The 23,110-nt window shown below is 41.7% G+C and carries 23 protein-coding genes; 15 read left to right on the top strand and 8 right to left on the bottom strand.

The annotated features are described in order from the left end of the window. Positions 1-50 precede the first annotated feature (50 nt). Complete coding sequence (locus J0X14_RS00830) at positions 51-461, bottom strand: BrxA/BrxB family bacilliredoxin (protein ID WP_036381348.1); 411 nt, start codon at positions 459-461, stop codon at positions 51-53. Between the two features lie 124 nt (positions 462-585). Here J0X14_RS00830 and J0X14_RS00825 point away from each other — a divergent pair, with 124 nt between their 5' ends. The 4 genes from J0X14_RS00825 to J0X14_RS00810 all read left to right on the top strand — a co-directional run bounded on the left by J0X14_RS00825 (position 586) and on the right by J0X14_RS00810 (position 4,147). Further along, complete coding sequence (locus J0X14_RS00825) at positions 586-1,323, top strand: TerB family tellurite resistance protein (RefSeq protein WP_207095869.1); 738 nt, start codon at positions 586-588, stop codon at positions 1,321-1,323. Positions 1,324-1,393: 70 nt separating this feature from the next. Then, a complete protein-coding gene (locus J0X14_RS00820) occupies positions 1,394-1,978 on the top strand; it encodes a HupE/UreJ family protein (protein ID WP_207095868.1) in 585 nt (194 codons plus the stop codon). An 86-nt stretch (positions 1,979-2,064) separates the two neighbouring features. After that, complete coding sequence (locus J0X14_RS00815; protein ID WP_036381356.1) at positions 2,065-2,502, top strand: deoxycytidylate deaminase; 438 nt, start codon at positions 2,065-2,067, stop codon at positions 2,500-2,502. A gap of 16 nt (positions 2,503-2,518) precedes the next feature. Beyond that, on the top strand, positions 2,519-4,147 hold the full coding sequence (locus J0X14_RS00810) for a S41 family peptidase (protein ID WP_207095867.1): 1,629 nt from the start codon (positions 2,519-2,521) through the stop codon (positions 4,145-4,147). Here J0X14_RS00810 and J0X14_RS00805 read toward each other — a convergent pair. Further along, positions 4,144-4,347 (bottom strand): hypothetical protein, encoded by a 204-nt coding sequence (locus J0X14_RS00805; protein ID WP_207095866.1) that lies wholly within the window; start codon positions 4,345-4,347, stop codon positions 4,144-4,146. The two genes, J0X14_RS00810 and J0X14_RS00805, sit on opposite strands and share 4 nt — an antisense overlap. A 15-nt stretch (positions 4,348-4,362) precedes the next feature. Then, on the bottom strand, positions 4,363-4,944 hold the full coding sequence (locus J0X14_RS00800) for a MarC family protein (RefSeq protein ID WP_207095865.1): 582 nt from the start codon (positions 4,942-4,944) through the stop codon (positions 4,363-4,365). A 121-nt stretch (positions 4,945-5,065) separates the two neighbouring features. Here J0X14_RS00800 and J0X14_RS00795 point away from each other — a divergent pair, with 121 nt between their 5' ends. After that, positions 5,066-5,638 carry a DUF3109 family protein gene (locus J0X14_RS00795; protein WP_207095864.1) on the top strand — a complete coding sequence of 191 codons (573 nt, stop codon included), beginning with the start codon at positions 5,066-5,068 and terminating at the stop codon, positions 5,636-5,638. Here J0X14_RS00795 and J0X14_RS00790 read toward each other — a convergent pair. After that, on the bottom strand, positions 5,628-7,517 hold the full coding sequence (locus J0X14_RS00790) for a tetratricopeptide repeat protein (protein ID WP_242527880.1): 1,890 nt from the start codon (positions 7,515-7,517) through the stop codon (positions 5,628-5,630). The two genes, J0X14_RS00795 and J0X14_RS00790, sit on opposite strands and share 11 nt — an antisense overlap. Before the next feature lie 90 nt (positions 7,518-7,607). Continuing rightward, positions 7,608-8,342, bottom strand: a complete 735-nt coding sequence (locus J0X14_RS00785) for a LytR/AlgR family response regulator transcription factor (protein ID WP_207095863.1) — start codon at positions 8,340-8,342, stop codon at positions 7,608-7,610. Positions 8,343-8,636: 294 nt separating this feature from the next. On the opposite strand from J0X14_RS00785, the gene J0X14_RS19110 reads away from it, so the two are divergent. The 3 genes from J0X14_RS19110 to J0X14_RS00775 all read left to right on the top strand — a co-directional run bounded on the left by J0X14_RS19110 (position 8,637) and on the right by J0X14_RS00775 (position 12,825). After that, complete coding sequence (locus tag J0X14_RS19110) at positions 8,637-8,771, top strand: hypothetical protein (RefSeq protein WP_262897089.1); 135 nt, start codon at positions 8,637-8,639, stop codon at positions 8,769-8,771. A gap of 479 nt (positions 8,772-9,250) precedes the next feature. Next, positions 9,251-10,237: a ribonucleotide-diphosphate reductase subunit beta gene (locus tag J0X14_RS00780; RefSeq protein WP_207095862.1), complete on the top strand. Its 987-nt coding sequence runs from the start codon at positions 9,251-9,253 to the stop codon at positions 10,235-10,237. A 116-nt stretch (positions 10,238-10,353) separates the two neighbouring features. Continuing rightward, on the top strand, positions 10,354-12,825 hold the full coding sequence (locus tag J0X14_RS00775) for a ribonucleoside-diphosphate reductase subunit alpha (RefSeq protein WP_207095861.1): 2,472 nt from the start codon (positions 10,354-10,356) through the stop codon (positions 12,823-12,825). A 175-nt stretch (positions 12,826-13,000) separates the two neighbouring features. Here the strand turns inward: J0X14_RS00775 and J0X14_RS00770 are convergent, their stop codons facing one another. Beyond that, entirely contained in the window at positions 13,001-13,654 is a 654-nt protein-coding gene (locus tag J0X14_RS00770; protein ID WP_207095860.1) for a gluconate 2-dehydrogenase subunit 3 family protein, read from the bottom strand. Then, positions 13,654-15,372, bottom strand: a complete 1,719-nt coding sequence (locus tag J0X14_RS00765; RefSeq protein WP_207095859.1) for a GMC oxidoreductase — start codon at positions 15,370-15,372, stop codon at positions 13,654-13,656. Before J0X14_RS00765 ends, J0X14_RS00770 begins: the two co-directional genes overlap by 1 nt. A gap of 136 nt (positions 15,373-15,508) precedes the next feature. Here J0X14_RS00765 and J0X14_RS00760 point away from each other — a divergent pair, with 136 nt between their 5' ends. The 5 genes from J0X14_RS00760 to J0X14_RS00740 are packed head-to-tail and all read left to right on the top strand — an operon-like array spanning position 15,509 to position 20,643. Next, positions 15,509-16,504, top strand: coding sequence for a sugar phosphate isomerase/epimerase family protein (locus tag J0X14_RS00760; protein ID WP_207095858.1), 996 nt, complete (start codon positions 15,509-15,511; stop codon positions 16,502-16,504). Positions 16,505-16,530: 26 nt separating this feature from the next. Next, a complete protein-coding gene (locus J0X14_RS00755) occupies positions 16,531-16,974 on the top strand; it encodes a DinB family protein (protein WP_207095857.1) in 444 nt (147 codons plus the stop codon). A 7-nt stretch (positions 16,975-16,981) separates the two neighbouring features. After that, entirely contained in the window at positions 16,982-18,211 is a 1,230-nt protein-coding gene (locus J0X14_RS00750) for a nucleoside permease (protein WP_207095856.1), read from the top strand. A gap of 22 nt (positions 18,212-18,233) precedes the next feature. Next, the gene (locus J0X14_RS00745) at positions 18,234-19,472 is read left to right on the top strand and encodes an MFS transporter (RefSeq protein WP_207095855.1); all 1,239 of its coding nucleotides are present in this window, start codon (positions 18,234-18,236) and stop codon (positions 19,470-19,472) included. Positions 19,473-19,506: 34 nt separating this feature from the next. Beyond that, entirely contained in the window at positions 19,507-20,643 is a 1,137-nt protein-coding gene (locus tag J0X14_RS00740; protein ID WP_207095854.1) for a Gfo/Idh/MocA family protein, read from the top strand. Between the two features lie 45 nt (positions 20,644-20,688). Here J0X14_RS00740 and J0X14_RS00735 read toward each other — a convergent pair whose 3' ends face one another. After that, the gene (locus tag J0X14_RS00735; protein WP_207095853.1) at positions 20,689-21,153 is read right to left on the bottom strand and encodes an ASCH domain-containing protein; all 465 of its coding nucleotides are present in this window, start codon (positions 21,151-21,153) and stop codon (positions 20,689-20,691) included. A 157-nt stretch (positions 21,154-21,310) separates the two neighbouring features. Between J0X14_RS00735 and J0X14_RS00730 the strand changes: the two genes are divergently transcribed. Both J0X14_RS00730 and J0X14_RS00725 read left to right on the top strand, forming a co-directional pair. Next, complete coding sequence (locus tag J0X14_RS00730; RefSeq protein ID WP_207095852.1) at positions 21,311-22,363, top strand: sugar phosphate isomerase/epimerase family protein; 1,053 nt, start codon at positions 21,311-21,313, stop codon at positions 22,361-22,363. Then, a complete protein-coding gene (locus J0X14_RS00725; protein ID WP_207095851.1) occupies positions 22,360-23,109 on the top strand; it encodes a DUF1080 domain-containing protein in 750 nt (249 codons plus the stop codon). Before J0X14_RS00730 ends, J0X14_RS00725 begins: the two co-directional genes overlap by 4 nt. Position 23,110: the final 1 nt, after the last annotated feature.

Below are 23,110 nucleotides of genomic sequence, written 5' to 3'. Positions count from 1 at the left end.
ACAAAAAACCACCCTATTGGGTGGCTTAATTTTTTTAAATCTGGGAAGGATTAACAGAATTCGTTATAGGCCTCCATTAAGTTTTCTGCGATAAGTTCTGCAGGTCTACCTTCAATGTGGTGTCTTTCGATCATGTGCACCAATTCCCCATCTTTAAAAAGTGCCATACTTGGCGATGATGGAGGGAAAGGCACCATGTGGTTTCGGGCCGTGTTAACGGCTTCAGTGTCCACTCCGGCAAATACGGTCACCAAGTGGTCTGGTTTTTTGCTGTTTTGCAGGCTCAACTTGGCGGCCGGTCTGGCGTTGGCGGCTGCACATCCACAAACGGAATTTACCACAACCAGCGTGGTTCCATCTTGTTTCAGGGCATTTTCAACGGCTTCACTTGTATATAGTTCTTCAAACCCGGCGGTAGCCAAATCTGCTCGCATAGGTTTTACCAATTCTTCAGGATACATAGGCTTCTTTTTAATTAGACAACAAAGATACATTATTGTTGGGTTTATACCATGACCCTTAACATTGCGTATGGTTTAGTTTCCTCTGCAAAGCCCTATATTTGGGCTTTAAATTTTTTGAAGGATGATTAAATGGGTGGCCGCCTTTCTCGGCTATTTTTTATTTCGGTTTCCGGGTGCTATTTTGGGGTTTATCGTAGGTAGTTTTTTGGACAATCTTGGTGGCTCCAGTGGTGGTGCAAAAACCGTATTTCAAGACTACACGCGTCAACGGGTTTCCCCTGCGGATTTTGAACTGAACCTGCTTTCGCTCTGCTCCATCATTATTAAGGCAGATGGGCAGGTCAATCAGCGTGAGCTGGATTCTGTGCGACAGTACTTTTTGAGCACCTATGGTAAGGAAAAGGCCAATGCCATTTTCCGGACCTTTAATGATGTAATCAAGAAGCGGGAGATTTCTACCCAACGTATTTGTGAATATATGGTGCAGCGTACTCGTTATGAGGTCCGATTGCAATTGCTTCACTTTTTATTCGGGATAGCACAGGCCGATGGGCAAGTGAGCAAGTCCGAACTTGGCAAGTTAAGGGAAATAGCGGGGTATCTTCGGGTAGGGCGACATGATTTTGAGAGTATCATGGCCATGTTCGTCAAGTCCACGGATAATTCGTATAAGATTTTGGAGATAGATAAGAATGCCACGGATGATGAAGTGAAAAAAGCCTATAGAAATATGGCCAAAAAATATCACCCCGACCGTGTGGTGACCGAAAATGAGGCCATCAAGAAAGGGGCTGAGGAAAAATTCAAGGAAGTACAGAAGGCGTATGAGACCATTCAAAAAGAAAGGGGAATTTCATAGTTTTAGTCAGAAGTCAGAAGATTGTGTTTCAATTAAAACCATGAACTTTAAACCATAAACCATAGATAGGATGCAAGAATTTTTGTTTTACATCAAACTGGGATTGAACCATGTGCTGGATTTTGGGGCCTATGATCATATTTTATTTTTGTCGGCTTTGGCGGTTCCGTTTACCTTTAAAAACTGGAAACGCGTAGTGATTTTGGCCACAGTATTCACCATAGCCCACTGCGTTTCGTTGGCACTTTCGGTATATGAGATTTTTACTGTGGATGTAGCCCTTATTGAATTCTTGATTCCCGTTACCATTTTATTGACTGCTGTTTTCAATTTTGCTTATGTGTTTCGGGAGGCCATGCAAGTGGGATTATACCTGCACATTTTAGCCACGGCATTTTTTGGATTGATTCATGGTTTTGGCTTTTCAAACTACTTTAAAATGTTGATGGCCGAAGAAGAGGATAAGATTACACCGCTGTTAGGTTTTGCTACTGGAATCGAACTCTCACAAGTGACTATTATTTTGGTGATTTTGGCCCTTGCTTTTGTGGTTTTGGATTTATTAAAGGTGAAAAGGCCAATTTTCATTGCAGGTGCATCTATTTTAATCATTGCCATTACAATACCCTTGCTCATTGCAACGTTTCCCAACTAGGGGCATCGTTAAAATTAATCGAATAAGGTTGTAAGGGTCTTTCAAAGCGGGTATATTTATTTCATTATCCGTTGAATCAATGCTATATGAAGGAGAGTAAACAAGAAAAATACGATAAAGCATATCTGCGAATGGCCCAAGAATGGGGCAAACTCTCTTATTGCAAAAGAAGACAAGTGGGCGCCATTATTGTAAAGGATCGGATGATCATATCTGATGGGTACAATGGCACTCCTACCGGATTTGAAAATTTTTGTGAAGATGACGAAGGGTACACCAAATGGTACGTACTCCATGCCGAGGCCAATGCCATCTTAAAGGTGGCTTCCTCAACCCAGTCTTGTGAAGGATCCACTTTATACATTACACTATCCCCATGTAGGGAATGTAGTAAGCTGGTACACCAAGCTGGCATAAAACGTGTGGTATACCAAACAGCCTACAAGGACGATTCTGGACTGAAGTTTTTGGAGCGAGCAGGAGTAGAGACCGTTCATTTGCCCGTTTTGGAAGAAATGGTCTAAAAAAACCATTGCTATTATGAAGAAAATTAAAGGATATATTTGGCCCACATTTCTAGCTCTTGCTGTTGCTATAGGGATTTTTATAGGAGGGAAGCTCCACTTTAATGACAGCCCGGAAAAGCTGTTTTCCACCAATTCCAAAAAGGATAAACTCAATCGACTTATTGATTATATCGACTATGAATATGTAGATGATATTGATACTGATAGCATTGTGGATGTTACCGTGAACAATATTCTTGGAAAATTAGATCCCCATTCGGTCTATATTCCAAAGAGTGAAATGGAAGAGGTTTCCGAAAACATGAAAGGTGATTTTGTGGGGATTGGAGTGAGTTTCTACAAATACAAGGATACCATTACGGTTATCAGAACCATAAAAAATGGACCTAGCTACATCAGTGGTATAAAACCTGGAGATCGCATATTGGCCGCAAACAATGATACGCTGTATGGCCGCAGAATTCCCAATTCTGATTTGGTGTCAAAGTTAAAGGGTAAAGTCGGTACCAAAGTGGATTTAAAGGTCTTCCGAAAATCTGAAAACAAGATTTTGGACATTACCGTCATTCGCGATCATGTGCCCATTAAAAGTGTGGATGCCTATTATATGCTTACCAAAGACATGGGCTACATCAAAATAAATCGGTTTGCGGAATCCACCTTTGATGAATTTAAGGATGCCTTGAAAAAGCTCAAAATAAGGGGAGCCGAAAAGCTGGTGTTGGACCTTCGTGACAATCCCGGGGGGTATTTGGGCATTGCCGAGAAATTGGCCGATGAGTTTTTGGAGGATGACAAACTTATTCTGTTCACTAAAAATAAAAAAGGTCGAATTAAAAAGGCTTATGCCACCAGCAAGGGTGATTTTGAGAACAGACCGGTGTATGTTTTGATCAATGAACGCTCTGCTTCGGCTAGTGAGATTATTGCTGGGGCATTACAGGATAACGATATTGGTACCATTGTAGGAAGACGTTCCTTTGGAAAAGGACTCGTACAACGCGAAATGGATTTGGGGGATGGTTCTGCTGTACGTCTAACAGTTTCCAGATATTACACGCCAACGGGTCGTTCCATTCAAAAATCATACAAAAATGGGAACCGGGATTACTACCAAAAGTTTATGGACCGCTATATCAGTGGAGAACTTACTTCTGAGGACAGCATAAAGGTGGCAGATTCCTTAAAATTTAAGACACCCAAAGGGAAAATAGTGTACGGAGGTGGTGGTATCATCCCTGATGTTTTTGTGCCTATTGGCAGCAATGAGGAAGAGGCCATTGAAAGTATGGATGACACCTATCAGTTCTTCTCTCGATTTGTTTTTGAACACTTGGAAGAGGATCGAAATCGATATGCAGACTATACCCGAAATCAATTTTTGGATGAATACCGGGTAGATGATATTCTTTTTGATGATTTTATCGAATTCGTGTTGAACCGTAAGATCAAGCTCGATTTTTATGCCCAAGAGGACAAGATAAAAGCCTTTATAAAGGCAAACATTGCCGAACAATTGTTCTCTCCCAACCTTTCTGCCCAGATCAAAGGGGAATATGATTCCATGCTCAAAAAGGTAAAAGACATTGATGCTGCGGTTATTGAGCGATCAACCGAGGGCATTATTGGAATGCAGGACTAGTCCTTGTTCAGCTTTTTCTGAATTTTTTTTGAGGTCATAAAAATCAGCAACAGCACAATGGCACTCAAAGAAGCCACGATACCAATCAAGGCTACGGTGCTATCTCCCTGAAAAGGATTGTCAAAGTCCACCAAGGTTACATTGTAGGCAATAAGAGCCAAAGCCAAAATAATAAGAATGATGCTAAATGTTTTATTCATGGTATGGCTTTAAAATTACAAGTGTTCAAAGAGTTGGTTGATGTTGGCAGCAAACAGCTTAACGGCAATGGCCAAGAGAATCACACCAAAAACCTTTCTAATGATACTAAGTCCGTTTTTACCTAGGACCCGCTCAATTTTGGCACTCGATTTAAGAACAATATATACAAAGATAATGTTTAGGATAATGGCAACGATGATGTTCTCCACATGATATTCTGCACGAAGAGCCAAAAGTGAGGTCATGGTTCCTGCTCCAGCAATAAGTGGGAAAGCAATGGGAACAATGGAAGCGCTTTCAGGTTCATCATCTTTGTACAGGGTAATGCCCAAGATCATTTCAATGGCCAGAAAAAAGATGATAAAAGAACCCGCTACAGCAAAGGAGTTCACATCAATACCGATAAGGGAAAGAATTCGTTCCCCAACAAATAGAAAGGCCACCATAATACAGGCTGCCACTATGGACGCTTTTTCAGATTGAATATGGCCCACTTTGCTCCGTAAGGATATAATTATGGGAATACTGCCCACAATATCGATTACGGCAAAAAGAATCATACTGGCAGTTGCAATTTCCTTTACATTCAAATTCATGATGCTACTTTTTTCGGTCTGCAAATGTACGTCTTAAAACGACTTTTGGATTATATAATATGTTTGGAAAACATCAATTTTTTTGTTTTGGATTACCTTTGCCCGTAAAGAGAGGAAACAGATGTTTCAGATAGGTAAAACCATAGTGTCCGAGGAGATTTTGGAGAACGATTTTGTATGCAATCTCAATGCATGCAAGGGAGCCTGTTGTGTGGGAGGTGAGTATGGTGCCCCAGTTGAGGATGCAGAAACCGATATTCTAATGAATATCTATGAAAAGGTAAAGCCCTATTTAAGACCCGAGGGCATCAAGGCCATTGAAGAGCAGGGCACTTTTGTAAAGGGGGAAGATGGCGAATGGGAGACCCCTTTGGTGAACAACAGCGAATGTGCCTATGTGATTTTTTCTAAAGATGGCATAGCCAAATGCGGCATTGAGGCAGCTTGGGAAGATGATGCGGTAAAATGGAGAAAACCTGTGTCGTGTCACCTGTATCCTGTTCGTACTCGCGAGTATTCTGAGTTTACTGCGGTAAACTACCATAAATGGGAAATATGTGATCCGGCCTGCAGTTTGGGAAAGGAGCTAAAGGTGCCTATTTATAAATTTGTAAAAGACGCCCTCATCAGAAAGTTTGGGAAGAAATGGTACCAAGAATTGGAAGAAGTGGCCCAAGGCCATACTAAATCGTAGGGATATCCAAAATGACCTTTGTTCCCTTTGGGCTGCCATCTGTATTGAACAAATCCACAATGTCCACATCAAATTTGTTCTGGTAGTCTTTTGAAAAGTTGGCCAAACGCTCCTTGGTAATTCTGATACCGACCGATTTTCGTTTCAGCACCCTATTTTCTTTGTTGGCTTCCGCTGCACCACGACCCACGCCATTGTCCTCAATTTCTATGGAAACATGGTTCTGGCTCTTCCGTTTTACGTTCAGGTGAATCATTTTTCTACCCTCTTTGGGTGAAAGACCATGCCACAGCGAATTTTCCAAAAAGGGTTGAAGGGCCAATGAAGGAATTTTAATGTTGGAGGGGCAAAGATCTTCATCCACATTTATTTTAAAATCAATTTCATTGGAAAATCGAATGTTCTCGATGTTCATATAGAGCTCAATGGTCTCCAGTTCTTCGGCCAAGGTAATTTCCCGTTGCGATGAAGCTTCGAGAATTTTGCGGATCAGTTTGGAAAACTTGTTGAGATAGTGCACCGCATTTTTTTGCTCATTGTTGATGATATAGAGCTTAATGGAGTTCAATGAGTTGAACAAAAAATGGGGGTTCATTTGGCTGCGAAGCATATTCTGTTCCAAGGAAAGTACCCTTTTTTCATTCTTGTTTTGGTACTGTCGGTACAAAATGTAGAGAATAGAGGCCACCAGTCCCACAATTAAAGCACTCACCAACAAAGTGGTCTGATTTTTCTTCAACCGTAGGCGTACAATTTCATTTTCTTTGGCCAGAACGGAAATCTGGTTGTTCTTTTTCTCAGCCTCGTAACGCACAATTACATCGTTCATGTATCTTAGGTTGGTGGCACTGGAAATTTCTTTTTCAGACTCAGCCGCTTTTTTAAAAAAGGTATAGGCGTCCTCATAATTGCCTCTTTCCCGTTCTAAATCGGAAAGTTTTTGGTACCCCAAGACAACATTGCTGGGCATATTGTGGTTTTGGGCCATTTCCAACCCTTCTTGGATAAACTTTTGAGCCTTGTCAAATTCCTCCACTTTTGTATAGGCCCAGCCTGTATTTATATAAATTGAAGAGGTGATGAAAAAATCACCAATCTTATTTGATTCACCGTGAAGTGGTTCCAATAACACAAGAGCGGCATAGGGCATGTCCTGTTTTAAATAGACCTGTGCCAAGCTGTTCTTGCAAATGATGCGTCCATAATCCGAATTGATTTCCTCATTATAGGCCAAAGATTTTCGATAGTTTTCCAGTGCGCCATCCAGATCTCCTTTCTGCTCTAAACAGTCGCCAATGTTTTGGTGGTTTATGGCGAGTCCCAGTTTATTGCCCAGTTCTTCTTCCAATTTAAGGGCCCTTTTAAACTGCATGATGGCCAAATCATGTTGTTCCAAGGTTTGGTACAAATTCCCAATACTGTTCAAGGATACATTGATACTCCTTTTGATATGGTGCGAAGGATTTTCGACCTGTTCTGCAATTTCAAGGGCCTGTTGGTTGTAGTCCAAGGCAGTTTTTATGGCATCGGTACGTCGGTAGACCACCCCAAGCATATTCAGGCTCAAAACCTTGAGCTCTGTATTGTTTGCCTGCTCAGAAAGTTCAAGGGCTTTTTCGTGGAGGTCAGCAGCTTTTTTAAATTGAGAAATGTTCCTGTATTTTGTCCCTATTTGGTCAAGTGCATAAGCTTCTCCCTCCAAGTAATTGTTCTCGCTGGCCAGATTGGCAAAATAACGCAGAAGGGTGGTGTCCTGTTTTTCAGATTTAAGCTCAGTGTCCAAGGAGAGATAGGTCTTGGGCATCAACTCCACCAATCGAGCGGCCTTTTCCTTAAAATCGTCCGGAATCTCTTGTGCCGAAATCTGGACAACCCACAAAAAAGGCAGTAGATATATGATTGCCTTTCGCAGCGGACCTAGGTTTTTAGTATATATTGACTCAGTTGTAAGCACAGGTATGTTGGGGGATTACAGCATATCCAAAAAATCGGATTTTTTTTGCCTTGAGACTGGGATTTTATGGTTGGATTCCAATACAACGTATCCGTCGGTCTTTAGGAATTCCTTTATCTTGTTCAGGTTGATGATGTAGGAGTTGTGGATTCTGAAAAAGCTATTGTCTGGCAAGAGGGTATTTACTTCCTTCAATTTTTTGGTAAGCAAGATTTTTTGGCCATCAGTGAGGAAGATGGTGCTATAATTTCCGTCGGATTCTGCATAGAGAATGTCGTCACTGTTCAAGAACACCAATTTACCATCGGTATTTATGGTAATTTTTTTGCTGTGCGATTCTGCATTGAAATTCAACAACATTTTCTCCAACCGATTAATGGTCAAATTCTTGGAATTGTATTTTTTTATCTTGGCAATGGTGAGCTCAAGATCATCCGTGTCAATAGGTTTGAGCAAATAATCAATGGCCTCATTTTTTAAGGCCTGGAGTGCGTATTGGTTATAGGCTGTAGTAATAACCACCGGGAAATCCTTGTTCTTCAAATTTTTAATGAACTGAAAACCATCCATGGCAGGCATTTCAATATCCAAGAAAAGACAGTCTGGGGTATTTTTCTCCAGATAGTCCAAAGCCTCATGGGCATCGGTGAATGATGCAATGATGTCAACCTCGTCGCTCAAGTTGGTCAGCTCCCAACTCAAACTTTGTAGGGCTTTGATCTCGTCATCTACAATAACCGCTTCTAGCATATAAACAATATAGGTATTTCAAATTTAGGATTATTCTGTTTATGCTTCTTAAAATTATGTGTTGATGGACAAGTAACGCGTATAACTGGTAAAAAATGTCAAATCAAGTGAATAGGGCATTGTCTTTTGGCCTATACCCCAATTCTTTGGGGCAAAAAGGGGTCTTAAGGTTCAAAATCAGCAAACCAATTATACATAAAAGGCAACCGTTTATACAAACCAACAAGGAGTCGGGGCCATTGTTATCTATCTTGGCGCTGTTAAAATTAGGGAACCATCTAAGTTAAAGTTACTATGAAAAAGTGTTTTGTACTGTTCATAATTTTGTTGGCGGCCTTGATTTTTGCTGCTGTTTCGGAAAGTAAGGACATTGAGGTACAGCAAAATTGGGATAGCGTGGCGGTAGAAGGTCATCGTACTCCCAGATAAACGTTCATACAAATATTACCAAATAAATAGTACGGCCAAAGCAACCAATTCTCTTGATTATAGAAACCGCTTGCAAAAGAAAATCTTCAGAGGAACCTTGGGATACTGTTTTAGGTTTCGGGGGAACTACCTAGAATTAAATGATTTCAATGGCATAGTCTGAAGAGGCCGTACATTTTGGTAATACACTTCTTATAGCACTAACCGCAATTCATAAGCAGTAAGACCAAAGAGTATGTTGCAATATACTTTTTGGTCTTTTTTTGTTAACGGAAAATTACAACTCAAAAGTTATCAAAAGACAGATTTGGCCGAGGCCAACAAGGGTAACCGTCACACTAGATGTCAACAACCTGTGTTAAAAACTTTGCTCCCGTTTTGCAAAAACGCCCTTTACAATCTACCAACATTTTTGAATCTTTGTTAGTCCTTATTCACATGGAAATCCCTTTCCAAATTGTAAATTTTAACGAACGATTATGTCAGAAGCAGTTGAGCCCATATTACAAGACAACAAGGATAGATTTGTAATTTTTCCCATTAAGCACCACGATCTTTGGGAATGGTACAAAAAACAGGAAGCTTGTTTTTGGACGGCAGAAGAGATTGATTTGCATCAGGATTTATCGGATTGGAACACTAAGTTGAACGATGACGAGCGCTATTTCATTAAACACATTTTGGCATTTTTCGCCGCTTCAGATGGAATTGTAAATGAAAACCTTGCAGAGAACTTTGTGAACGAGGTGCAATATTCCGAAGCCAAGTTTTTCTATGGTTTCCAGATTATGATGGAGAACATCCATTCAGAAACCTACTCGTTGCTCATCGATACCTATGTGAAGGAAGAAAAAGAAAAAAGCGTACTCTTCAAAGCTATTGAAAACTTTCCTGCCATTAAAAAGAAAGCTGATTGGGCCTTAAAATGGATTGAGTCGCCCAGTTTTGCAGAACGATTGATTGCTTTTGCTGCCGTGGAAGGTATCTTCTTTTCGGGTGCGTTCTGCTCTATTTTTTGGTTGAAGAAAAGAGGGCTCATGCCCGGACTTACCTTTTCCAATGAACTGATTTCGAGGGATGAGGGAATGCACTGTGACTATGCTGTGCATTTGCACAATAATCACTTGGTGAACAAGGTTCCCAAGGAGCGCATCAAGGAAATCATTGTTGATGCATTGAACATAGAAAGAGAGTTCATTACCGAATCACTTCCGGTAAGCCTTATTGGAATGAATGCCAAATTAATGACCCAATACCTGGAGTTTGTAACAGACCGCTTGTTGGTGGAGTTGCAATGCGAGAAGGTGTACAACGCCACCAATCCATTTGATTTTATGGACATGATCTCCCTCCAAGGCAAGACCAATTTCTTTGAAAAACGTGTGTCTGAATACCAAAAGGCAGGCGTATTGAACAAAGAGCAAGATTCTGATTCGCAAAAAATCAGTTTCGACGCAGATTTTTAAGTAACCAATTGTTTGTTGACTTCCGATTGCCACGGAAGTTTCCATGCACTTAACACAAAATGTTAAATTTTTAACATTCAAAAAAACCAACAGTAACACTAAATATTCGTAGCGCCATGTATGTAGTAAAAAGAGATGGAAGAAAAGAGCCGATAATGTTCGACAAGATTACGGCCCGAGTTAGAAAACTTTGTTATGGACTCAATTCTTTGGTAGACCCTGTAAAGGTAGCCATGCGCGTTATTGAGGGATTGTATGATGGGGTTACCACATCCGAGTTGGACAATTTGGCTGCAGAAATTGCTGCGACCATGACCACCACTCATCCTGATTATGCAAAGCTGGCGGCGCGTATCTCGGTTTCCAACCTGCACAAGAATACCAAGAAATCCTTCTCCGAAACCATGAAGGATCTTTACGAATATGTGAATCCAAGAACTGGCAAAAAAGCCCCTTTACTTTCTGATGAAGTGTACAAGGTGGTTTCAGAAAATGCCGATACTTTGGATTCCACCATTATTTACAACCGGGATTTTGGCTACGATTATTTCGGTTTTAAAACCTTGGAACGTTCCTATTTGCTTAAAATCAATGGCAAAATTGCCGAGCGTCCCCAGCACATGCTCATGCGGGTAGCTGTTGGTATCCATCTGAATGATATGGAATCAGCCATAGAAACCTATGAGTTGATGTCCAAAAAGTTCTTCACCCATGCTACACCCACACTCTTCAACTCAGGAACACCAAAACCACAGATGTCTTCCTGTTTCCTTTTGGCGATGAAGGATGATAGCATTGATGGTATCTATGATACCTTGAAGCAAACCGCAAAAATCTCGCAGTCTGCTGGGGGGATTGGACTTTCAATTCACAATATACGGGCGACCGGGTCCTACATTGCAGGAACCAACGGAACCTCAAACGGAATTGTTCCGATGCTTCGCGTTTTCAACGATACCGCTCGCTATGTGGATCAAGGCGGAGGTAAGCGAAAAGGCAGCTTCGCCATTTATGTGGAACCTTGGCATGCTGATATTTTTGACTTTTTGGATTTGAAGAAAAACCACGGAAAAGAGGAAATGCGCGCCCGCGATTTGTTCTACGCCATGTGGATTCCGGACTTGTTTATGAAAAGGGTGGAGGCTGATGGCGAATGGACCTTGATGTGCCCCAATGAATGCCCTGGGTTGTTCAACAGCCATAGTGATGAGTTTGAAAAGTTGTACACTCAATATGAAGCTGAAGGAAAGGGACGTAAGACCATTAAGGCACGCGATCTTTGGGAAAAAATATTGGAGTCCCAAATAGAAACCGGAACTCCCTACATGCTCTACAAGGATGCTGCCAACCGCAAAAGCAACCAAAAGAACTTGGGAACCATCCGTTCTTCCAATTTGTGTACCGAAATTTTAGAATATACGTCTCCAGATGAGGTGGCGGTATGTAACTTGGCCTCCATTGCATTGCCCATGTTTGTAAAGAACAGCGAGTTTGACCACAAGGAACTTTTCCGGGTAACAAAGCGAGTGACCAAAAACCTAAACAAGGTAATTGACCGTAACTTCTACCCCGTGGAAGAAGCTAGAAACTCCAACATGAGGCACCGACCCATTGGTCTGGGGGTACAAGGCTTGGCCGATACGTTCATTATGTTGCGTATGCCTTTCACAAGTGATGAGGCCAAAAAATTGAACCAAGAAATCTTTGAAACCTTATATTTCGCGGCAGTAACCGCTTCCATGGAAATGGCCAAAAAAGAGGGAGCCTATTCCAGCTATGAAGGTTCGCCTATTTCAAAAGGAGAGTTCCAACACAATCTTTGGGGTGTTAAGGACCAGGAGCTTTCTGGACGATGGGATTGGGACAAACTCAGAAAAGATGTTAAAAAGAACGGGGTCAGAAACTCTTTATTGGTGGCGCCTATGCCAACCGCCTCAACATCTCAGATTTTGGGCAATAACGAATGCTTTGAACCCTACACCTCCAACATCTATACCCGTAGGGTATTGTCAGGGGAATTCATTGTAGTGAACAAGCACCTTTTAGAAGATTTGGTACGATTGGGGCTATGGAATGAAAACCTAAAACAAGAGTTGATGCGCGCCAATGGTTCCATTCAACATATCGATGTGATTCCCCAAGAGATTAAAGAGCTGTACAAGACCGTTTGGGAGCTCAGCATGAAAGATATCATCGACATGAGTCGTCAACGCGGTTATTTCATAGATCAAAGCCAATCGTTGAACCTCTTTATGGAGAATGCCAATTATTCCAAATTGACATCAATGCATTTCTATGCTTGGAAGAGTGGTCTCAAAACAGGAATGTACTACCTCAGGACCAAGGCAGCAGTGGACGCTATTAAATTTACTTTGGACAATTCCAAGAAAAAAGAAGAGCCTGTTAGTGTTGCGGTGGAGTCTGAAATGACATCGGCAACCAAAGCTGAAGCTTTAAAAGTAGATGCTACAGATGCCAGTCAACAAGAAGTGGACATACAGCCCATGACGCCAGAAGAAATGAAAGAAATGATTGCACGCGCCAAGGAAGGTCAAGCAGATGATGATTGCTTGATGTGCGGATCATAGTTTATACTGAACTTTATCAGTATGTGTGATAGTGTTTATTTATTGATTAGTACCTCGGAGACGGTTCACCCCACTTAGAACTATCCGAGGTATTTTCATTAGGATTGTGTTCAGTCCAAATACCAAAAAAACCTCCTTTTCTGGAGGTTTTTTTATTTCAAAATGGAGAACAAAATTACAGTGACCAAGCTTTGCCGTCGGTCAATGTAGTTAAATCGTCACATGGAATGTATTCACCTGGAATAGGTGCATAGGCCAATACCTCTTCCCCTACATATTCAGAATTTTTATAAGCAAAAATGGCCATATCCCTTAAATCGTTGGCAAATGAAAAACGGGCAATGTCATCATCAATATCACCTTGACCGCCATTCATTACAGCTTCCATATAGCTGTCAATGGCCTCAGTATGGATTTCTTCTTGCTCCGGTGTGCGTTTGGCCAAATACGTCTTTAAAACAGGCTCTATATCGGCAGCTTCCACATCTGTCAAAGACTGTTTGCCAGAATCGGATAGGACCTTGTCAAAAAATTTGTCCATTCTCAACTTCACAAAATCCAATTGCTCTTCAGGTAATACCTCATCCATAAAAGAATCAAAGAACACATGAACGTTCATTTCCGTTGCAGAGGGCGTATCCGTTTTTGGTAAGATGATATCCAAGGTCTGTGCAAGGGCGTATCCTTGATCTTGGCTCAAAAAGGAAGGCACCCATTCTGCATAGGCAGGTTTATCCTTACAGCTTTGGAGTAATCCCAATAGTGTTGGAGTGGCCACGGCATATCCAAAGGCCATCCCCATATTTTTAAGTGCAGATCTTCTTTCCATTATATATTTCCTTTTTTAAGTTCTTGAGCGGCATGGTTTGCAGCTCTTGCAGTAAATGCCATATAGGTCAATGAAGGATTCACACAGCTTGCGGATGTCATGAAAGCCCCATCGGTTACGTAAACATTTTTACAGGCATGAACTTGATTATACCCATTCAACACTGAAGTTTTTGGATCACGACCCATACGGGCGGTTCCCATTTCATGGATACCAAGTCCCAAGGCGCCTGGACGGTCATACGGTTCAACGTCCCTAAGTCCAGCTTTGGTCAACATTTCAACAGCTTGCTGCTTCATATCTTCACGCATGTTCCACTCGTTTTCCTTGAACTCAGCATCAAAAGTAACCGTAGGCAAGCCCCATTGATCCAATTTATCATAATCCATCGTCATTCTGTTATCTTCATAAGGTAGCACCTCGCCAAATCCACCCATACCAAAAGACCAGCCTCCTGGTTTAAGAATAGCTTCTTTTAGGTCTTTTCCATACGAAAGTTCAGCTACGGTTTCTTCCCAGTTGTCCCTTCCGGCACCACCTTGATAGCCATACCCTCTAATAAACTTATCCATATTGGAATTACCCCCCAAGTTTCTAAATCGTGGAACATAAACACCGTTGGGTTTTCTTCCCTTATAATATTTGTCGTCAAAGCCATCAAACTTACCTGAAGCACCAACACCTAAATGGTGGTCCATGATGTTTCTTCCCAATTGGTCAGAATCGTTACCCAATCCATTTTCAAAGCGATCGGATTTGGATTGCATCAGTATGGAAGTCGATGCTAGGGCAGAGGCACATAGGAAAATAACCTTGGCCTTGAACTCAAACTCTTCTTTGGTTTCACGGTCAATGACTTTAACCCCAGTTGCTTTTTTGGTGTCCGGATCATAAATTACTTCATGAACAATGGAATCTGGACGCAATGTCATATTCCCTGTTCTTTCCGCAGCAGGTAAGGTAGAGGAGACACTACTGAAATATGCTCCAAAAGGACATCCTCTGATACAACGGTTCCTAAATTGACAACGTACACGACCGTCACCATCAAACTGCTTGTCACTATTAATGTGGGCCACCCTTCCTGCAGTAATCACCCGACCATCAAAATGCTCGGCCACTTTTTCCTTTACATGGTTCTCCACACAGTTGAGCTCCATCATGGGTTCAAAAATACCATCCGGAAGTTGGGGCAATCCCAAAGTTTCACCGGTAACTCCTATATAACTTTCAACCTTGTCGTACCAAGGCGCAATATCTTTATAGCGAACGGGCCAATCCACGGCAATACCATCGTTTTTATTGGCACCAAAATCAATATCACTCCAACGGTAGCTATGACGGCCCCACATAATGGAACGTCCACCTACGTGGTAGCCGCGCATCCAATCAAATCGTTTTGTTTCATTATAAGGATGGTCAATATCATCCACAAACCAAAAATTATGTGGCGCTTTTACCGTGTATCCAGTCCTAGCCTGTTTTTCTTGTCTGGCCGCTTTTTCTCTTGGCAATTCACCATTATGTGGGAAATCCCAAGGGTCTGAATTGGCGGTAGGATAGTCTTCTCTGTGTTTCACCATGGGGCCACGTTCCAAAACAAGGGTTTTGAGGCCGTTCTCGCACAACTCCTTGGCAGCCCAACCACCACTAATGCCAGTTCCTACTACAATGGCATCGTATGATTCCTGCTCCTCGTTGTAATAAAATTTACTCATTTATTCGGATTGTTTATTTGCTAAATGTATTAATTATTAAATTAATTTTCTACATTTAATCCCTATGTTTATTGAGAATTCCCTACTATAACGTTGTAGTTTTTGGATTCTATAAGAAAATCGATAGTTTGAATTTATGAAGAAAAAGAATGTTTTTCAAAGCGGTGTTTTGGCCGTTATGGTGGTTTTAGTATCAGGATTTTATTCCTGCAAGCAGAATGCAAAAAAGGAAGCCTCTGATACTCAAGCATCCGAGGAAGTGATGGCTGAAAACACAGCTCCATCGTATAAACTTTCTTTGGCCCAGTGGTCCATCAACAGAATGATTCGTGAGGAGGGGGTTGATCCCTACAAATTTGCCGAAATGGCCAGCGACTGGGGTTTTGAAGGATTGGAATACGTAAGCCAGTTGTATTACCCAGAACTGGAAAAGGATAACTTTTCAGATGCTGCTATGGCAACTTTTGTTGAAAAATGTAAAGCTGAAAGTGAAAAATTTGGTCTTGAGAACTTGCTGATCATGATTGATGGGCAAGGAGATTTGGCCGCCGCCGATGAACAAGTAAGAAAGGAAGCTGCTGAAAATCATCACAAATGGGTTGATGCTGCTGCCGCTTTGGGCTGTCACTCCATTCGAGTCAATTTAAATGGAACCCAAGACCCTGAGGTTTGGGTGCCAGCTTCCATTGATGGACTTACGCAATTGGCCACCTATGCGATGGACAAGAATATCAATGTAATTGTTGAAAACCATGGTGGGCCTTCATCAAATGCCGAATTGTTGGCTGAAGTCATTGAAAAAGTGGGTATGGACAATTGTGGTACGCTGCCCGATTTTGGTAATTTCTGCATCAAAAGGGAAGCAGGGGATTACTACGAATCCAAATGTGTTGAGGAATACGACAGATATAAAGGAGTTGAGGAATTGATGCCCTACGCGAAAGGAGTTAGTGCTAAATCCTATGATTTTGATGAAGCGGGCAAAGAAACAACCATTGACTTTGCTAGGATGATCAAGATTATTGAAGATTCTGGTTATACCGGATTCATTGATGTGGAATATGAAGGAAACGAACTGGGCGAAGAAGAAGGTATCCTGGCCACCAAAAAACTATTGGAAGAACTGCTTTAACCCACCTCATTTAAGTTTAAGGCTGTATGAAGGGATTTTTACAACAACTCTTCGACTATAATTTCTACTGCAACAAGAAATTGATTGCACAGTGTGGTTCCCAAGATACAATCTCGGAGAATACCATTCGTCTGTTCAGTCATATTTTGAATGCACATCATATATGGAACCAACGCATATTGGGAGTACCAACAACGCATACAGTTTGGCAGGAGCATCCTTTTGAAAATTGGGAGGATATTCATTATGATAACCAGAGGACTTCGTTTGAGATCATCACCAATGCAAATGATCTTAATAAAAGAGTGGAATATGAAAACAGTCAGGGAAGAATCTTTACCAATGATTTACAGGACATCCTTTTTCACATTGTGAACCATTCCACCCACCACAGAGGTCAAATTTTAATGGATTTTAGGAATTCTGGTATCACTCCAGAACCTTTGGACTATATTTTTTATAAAAGGTAACCGCTTTATGAACACAAAAATAAAGTTCCAACTTTCGTTTATGATGTTTCTTGAATTCTTCATTTGGGGAGGTTGGTTTGTGACATTGGGCACTTTTTTGGGAAACAATTTGAATGCCACCGGAGGTGAAATGGCACAAGCGTTTTCAACTCAATCATGGGGTGCCATCATAGCGCCTTTTATTATTGGGTTGATCGCCGATCGATATTTTAATGCGGAACGGATACTGGGTGTGCTCCATCTCTTGGGAGCCTTTTTGATGTATCAAATGTATCAAACCACCGACTTTTCAGCGTTTTATCCCTATGTATTGGGATACATGATTTTGTACATGCCCACACTGGCATTGGTCAACTCCATATCCTTCAATCAAATGCAAGACCCTGCTAAAGAGTTTTCACCAATTCGCGTTTTTGGCACCATTGGTTGGATTGTGGCCGGACTTGTAATTAGCTACGTGTTTCTTTGGGATTCTCCAGAAGGCATACAATCCGGAATGCTGAAGAATACTTTTTTAATGGTGGCATTGGCATCTGCCGTATTGGGATTGTTCAGTTTTAGCTTGCCCAAGACTCCTCCTAGAGTGGACAGAAATGAGAAAGTAAGTATTTCGGAAATGCTGGGGCTTGATGCCCTGAAACTGTTGAAGGATAGAAACTTCTTGATTTTCTTTATTTCATCGGTATTGATTTGCATCCCTTTGGCTTTTTATTACCAAAACGCCAACCCATTTTTATCTGAGATTGGTATGGAAAATCCCACAGGAAAGATGACCATCGGACAAGCTTCCGAAGTGCTTTTTATGTTGTTGCTTCCCTACTTCTTTACAAAATTTGGGTTTAAAAAGACCATTATGGCCGGGATGTTGGCCTGGACCATACGCTATTTGTTGTTTGCCTACGGCGATGCCGGTGAAATGGCCTTTATGTTATTGGTTGGAATAGCACTTCATGGTATTTGCTATGACTTTTTCTTTGTATCGGGTCAAATTTATACCGATACAAAGGCAGGCCCTAAATACAAAAGTGCAGCGCAGGGGCTCATTACCTTGGCCACTTACGGCGTAGGTATGCTGATAGGATTTTGGGTGGCCGGACAGATTACCGATGCCAATCTTATCGGTGAAAGCGAACACAATTGGACAAGTATTTGGCGCTTCCCTGCTATTTTTGCCTTAGGCGTAGCCCTTATTTTCATGATTTTCTTTAAAAACGAAAACGTATCATACAAACAATAATTAACTGAATAAATCGGACCTAATGAAACAAGTAAACAAGAATCAAATTTTTATAGCGGCATGTATTTCCCTTGTGGTTACAGCTATGACCTTTGCCATACGGGCAGGTATATTGACCCAATTGGGAGAGGAGTTTGAGATTTCCAACCAAAAATTGGGTTGGATAAATAGTATGGCCTTTTTTGGTTTTCCAGTAGCCATGATTATTGGAGGACTTCTTTATAACAAATTGGGCCCCAAAAAAATTATGGTGGCCGCTTTCTTTTCGCACCTTTTGGGGTTACTATTGACCATTTTCGCAGGAGGCTTTTGGACCCTTATCATTTCCACGTTCTTTATAGGGTTTGCCAACGGTGCCGTTGAGGCCGCTTGTAATCCATTGATTGCGGATATGTATACCAAAAACCGTACAGCTATGCTGAATAAGTTTCATGTGTGGTTTCCCGGAGGGATTGTGATCGGTTCCTTGATTTCCAAGTTTATGACCGATTTTGGTATGGGATGGCAATTGCAGATTGGTGTTATGCTTATCCCAACACTTATCTATGGATACATGTTCTTTAAACAAGAACTTCCTGAAAGTGAACATATCGAAAAAGACACTGCTACAAACATCAAGTCATTGGTAGATCCCCTTTTCATTTTCATATTGATATGTATGACCTTGACTGCAATTTCTGAATTTGGTCCGCAACAATGGGTAGAAACTATTTTGGGTAATTCAGGGGCTAGTCCTATGTTGGTGTTGGCTATGGTAACTGGTATTATGGCCCTAGGTCGATATTTTGCTGGGCCTATTGTACACCGATTGAACCCGATAGGTGTGCTACTCATGTCAGCCATTATTACCACGGCAGCAGTATATAGCATGAGTATTGCAGAAGGATCCATGATTTATTTGGCTGCAGTTCTTTTTGCACTGGGAGTTTGTTATTTTTGGCCTACCATGATTGGGTTTACCTCAGAGTATTTGCCCAAAACAGGGGCCTTGGGAATGTCCTTGGTAGGAGGTGCTGGAATGTTTTCCACATCCATATGGCAACCTGTGATCGGTACTTGGTTGGATGATGCCAAAGAGGCTGCAATTTCCACAGGTTTAGCAGAAGAGATTGCAGAGCTTACCGCAGGTAAGGCAACCCTGGGAAAAATGATGTTCTTCCCCCTAACTGTTGGTGTGTTGTTCCTTATCCTATTTATGTTCCGGAAAAAACTGGAAGAAAGACGGGTGCCCCAGGGCCATGCATCAGAAGAGATTGTATAACAAATTGAATTGATAAGAATAAAATAAGATAAAAATGCCAAAAAAAATCAGACTTGGAATTCTTGGAGGAGGTGGAGACTCCCTTATTGGAGTATTGCACAGAGTAGCCTCTTTCATCAATGACAACTATGAAATTGTAGGGGCGGTCTTCAACCCAAATTTTGAGGACAATGTAAACTTTGCAAAGGAAATTGATGTCCCAACCAACCGTATCTATAAGGATTTTGATACGTTGGTAGAGGAGGAGTTGAAGCTTCCAGAAGACGAACGAATTCAAGTGTGTTCCATTTTAACGCCCAACTTTCTGCACTTTCCCATGGCCAAAAAGCTTTTGGAAAATGGATTTCATGTCATTTGTGAAAAACCGATGACCACCACATATGAGGAAGCCAAAATTCTTCAGGATACCTTGGCCAAAGCAGGAACTGTTTTTGCGGTGACCCATACCTATACTGGATACCCTATGGTACGCCAAATGCGCGAAATGATCAAAGCTGGGGAATTGGGTAAAATCCACAAAGTGGACGCCCGATACTACCAAGGTTGGATCAATCCTATCATCCATGATAAGGAAAAACGCTCATCCGTATGGCGATTGGATCCCAAAAAGGCGGGAATCAGTTCTTGTATGGGAGATATCGGAGTGCATGCGTTTAATATGGTTGAGTTTACCACGGGATTGCAAGTGAAGTCCCTATTGTGCGATTTCAATTATATGTACGATGACAACCAAATGGACGTAGACGGTACGGTGCTTATACGAATTGGCAAGAATGTAAAAGGAGTGATAAGGGCCAGTCAGGTGGCAACCGGAGAGGAAAACGGATTGGCCATTGCCATTTATGGAGAAAAGGGTGCTTTCAGGTGGGAACAGGAAAAGCCAAATTTCTTGTATAGACTAAGTGACACAGAACCGGTACAAATTTATAAGCCGGGGCATGCCTATAACTCTGAACTTTCCTTGGATGGCACCAAGTTGCCTCCCGGACACCCGGAAGGTATTTTTGATGCCATGGCCAATATCTACCTTGGCGTCGCAAGGGCCATCAGGGGAGAAAAATACAATGACGGTGAGTTCCCAACCATGCTGGATGGTGTTCGGGGATTAAACTTCATTGAAAGTACCGTTGCCTCGCATAAACAAGGTAACATCTGGGTGGATATGGACTAAACCATCCCTTGAATAAAGTAAATGGCCGCAACTTGCGGCCATTTTTTATCGTTTAAAAAGCAGTTCAATTCCTTGAAAGACCACAATCATGCTTTCGCGGGGAATCTTGCCAAAGATGGCAAGTTCACGGGAAAAATAGGACCAATGGGTCTTTTTCCAGTGTTCCAGACTTTTGTCGCCCTCACCCTCCAATCTTGCTTGGTCTTCACGGACAGCAAAAAAAGGAACCAGTTTCACCGTGGTGGTACGAATGATGCATTTTGCATTTCCTTCCCAATCCGTGACCACCGAAAACTCTCCGATTTTAGGCAATGGTTCGTTTCGCTGTTGTAAACCCGCAAGTGAATGTGAAACCGCTCTTTTGGTTTCTTTACAGATTAAATCGACACAAGCATTTGTGTCTTGTTCATTATCATAATAACGAATGACTTTGGGAGCATCTTTGGAAGCAAACTCCAAATGGGCGTCCAAAAAATCACCCCATAGATTTCGGGCAGATGCATTTTCCATAAGCAGGGATTTAAAAAACTTTATGTTGCTTTTATTGTTGGCGAATTCCTATATTTATGTTTTCTACATGGGGAATAAAAATATCATAGAAATTTTTTAAATATAGAGGATAAATCGCAAAATTTTGCGGATTTGTCGATTCATAAAACCAAATTAAATGAAAACTATTAAAGGACCGGCTGTATTCTTAGCACAATTTGTGGACAGTCAACCACCATTCAATTCGCTGGATGGATTATGCAAATGGGCCTCTGGCCTTGGCTATAAAGGAATTCAAATTCCAACATGGGAATCATTTCTTATCGATTTGGATAGAGCTGCCGAAAGTCAGGATTACTGTGATGAACTCAAGGGAAAAATAAACTCCTATGGCCTTGAGATTACGGAATTGTCTACCCACTTGCAGGGACAATTGGTAGCGGTTCACCCGGCCTACGATATCATGTTCGACAACTTTGCGCCGGCAGAACTTCATGGAAAACCTAAAGAACGCACAAAATGGGCTGTGGAAACCGTAAAAAAAGCAGCCACAGCCAGCCGTAGATTGGGGATTACCGCGCATGCTACATTTTCTGGAGCCTTGCTTTGGCATACCATGCACCCTTGGCCACAACGGCCACCTGGATTGGTGGAGATGGGTTTTGAGGAATTGGCCAAAAGATGGATGCCCATCCTTAACCATTTTGATGAAGAAGGTGTGGATGTGTGTTATGAAATTCACCCTGGGGAAGATCTTCATGATGGAGATACCTTTGAACGCTTTCTAAAAGCTACCGGAAACCACAAAAGGGTAAACATTTTGTACGACCCAAGTCACTTCGTTCTTCAACAATTGGATTACATTGAGTACATCGACTTTTACCATGAGTTTATCAAGTCGTTCCACGTAAAAGATTCTGAGTTCAATCCCACGGGAAAAAAAGGAGCCTTTGGCGGTTACAATGATTGGGGAGATAGAGCGGGGCGTTACCGTTCGTTGGGTGATGGCCAAATCGATTTTAAGACCATTTTCTCTAAATTGACCCAATACGGATGCGATGTTTGGGCCGTAATGGAATGGGAATGTTGCATCAAAAGTCCAGAACAAGGTGCCCGTGAAGGTGCCAAATTCATTCAGGACCACATTATTGAAGCCACCCAAAAAACCTTTGATGATTTTGCTGGAGCTGATGTGGATACTGAAAAACTTAAAAACATACTGGGATTATGAAAAAACCAATTCTATTAGCAGTGTTAGCCATGGTCTTTGCCTGCAAAGAAAAACCCAAGGAAAACGCTTCGCAAGAAGCTGAACAAGAAGAAATGGAAGCTGTGCAAGAACTGGAATGGACCGTTTTGTTTGATGGTTCATCGTTTGATGGGTGGCATATTTATAACGGAGAAGCGGTAGGAGCGCCATGGAAAATAGAAGACGGCGCCATGATTTTTGACCCTACTTTGAATGAATCTGAAGGGAAGCACTTTAACTTGGTCACTGATAATGAATACACCAATTTTGAGCTTTCTTTGGAGTGGATGGTGAGCGAAGGTGCCAACAGTGGTGTCATGTGGGGTGTTGTAGAAGATGAAAAGTACGGTGAGCCTTATAATACAGGGCCAGAAATCCAAGTATTGGACAATATTGGTCACCCAGATGGAAAAAATGGCCCAACTCGCCAAGCAGGCGCTTTGTACGATATGATTCCTACGGATTCCACTGCGGTAAAATCGGTTGGAGAGTGGAATCATTTTGTGATTACCATTAACCATAAAACGAATGAGGGTAGTGTGGTTCTGAACGACAATACGGTTGCTGAGTTTCCAGTAAATGGAGATGCCTGGAATGAGATGGTTTCCAAATCCAAGTTTGCCGACTGGGAAGCTTTTGGCAAGTTCAGAACAGGAAAAATCGCATTGCAACACCACGGTGAACCCATTGTAATTGGTTATAGAAATATTAAGATTAAAGAATTATAAG

Origin of the sequence: Allomuricauda sp. CAU 1633 (genome assembly GCF_017313225.1) — a bacterium.
GTDB lineage: Bacteria > Bacteroidota > Bacteroidia > Flavobacteriales > Flavobacteriaceae > Flagellimonas.
This window is presented reverse-complemented; position numbering and strand designations above follow the sequence as displayed.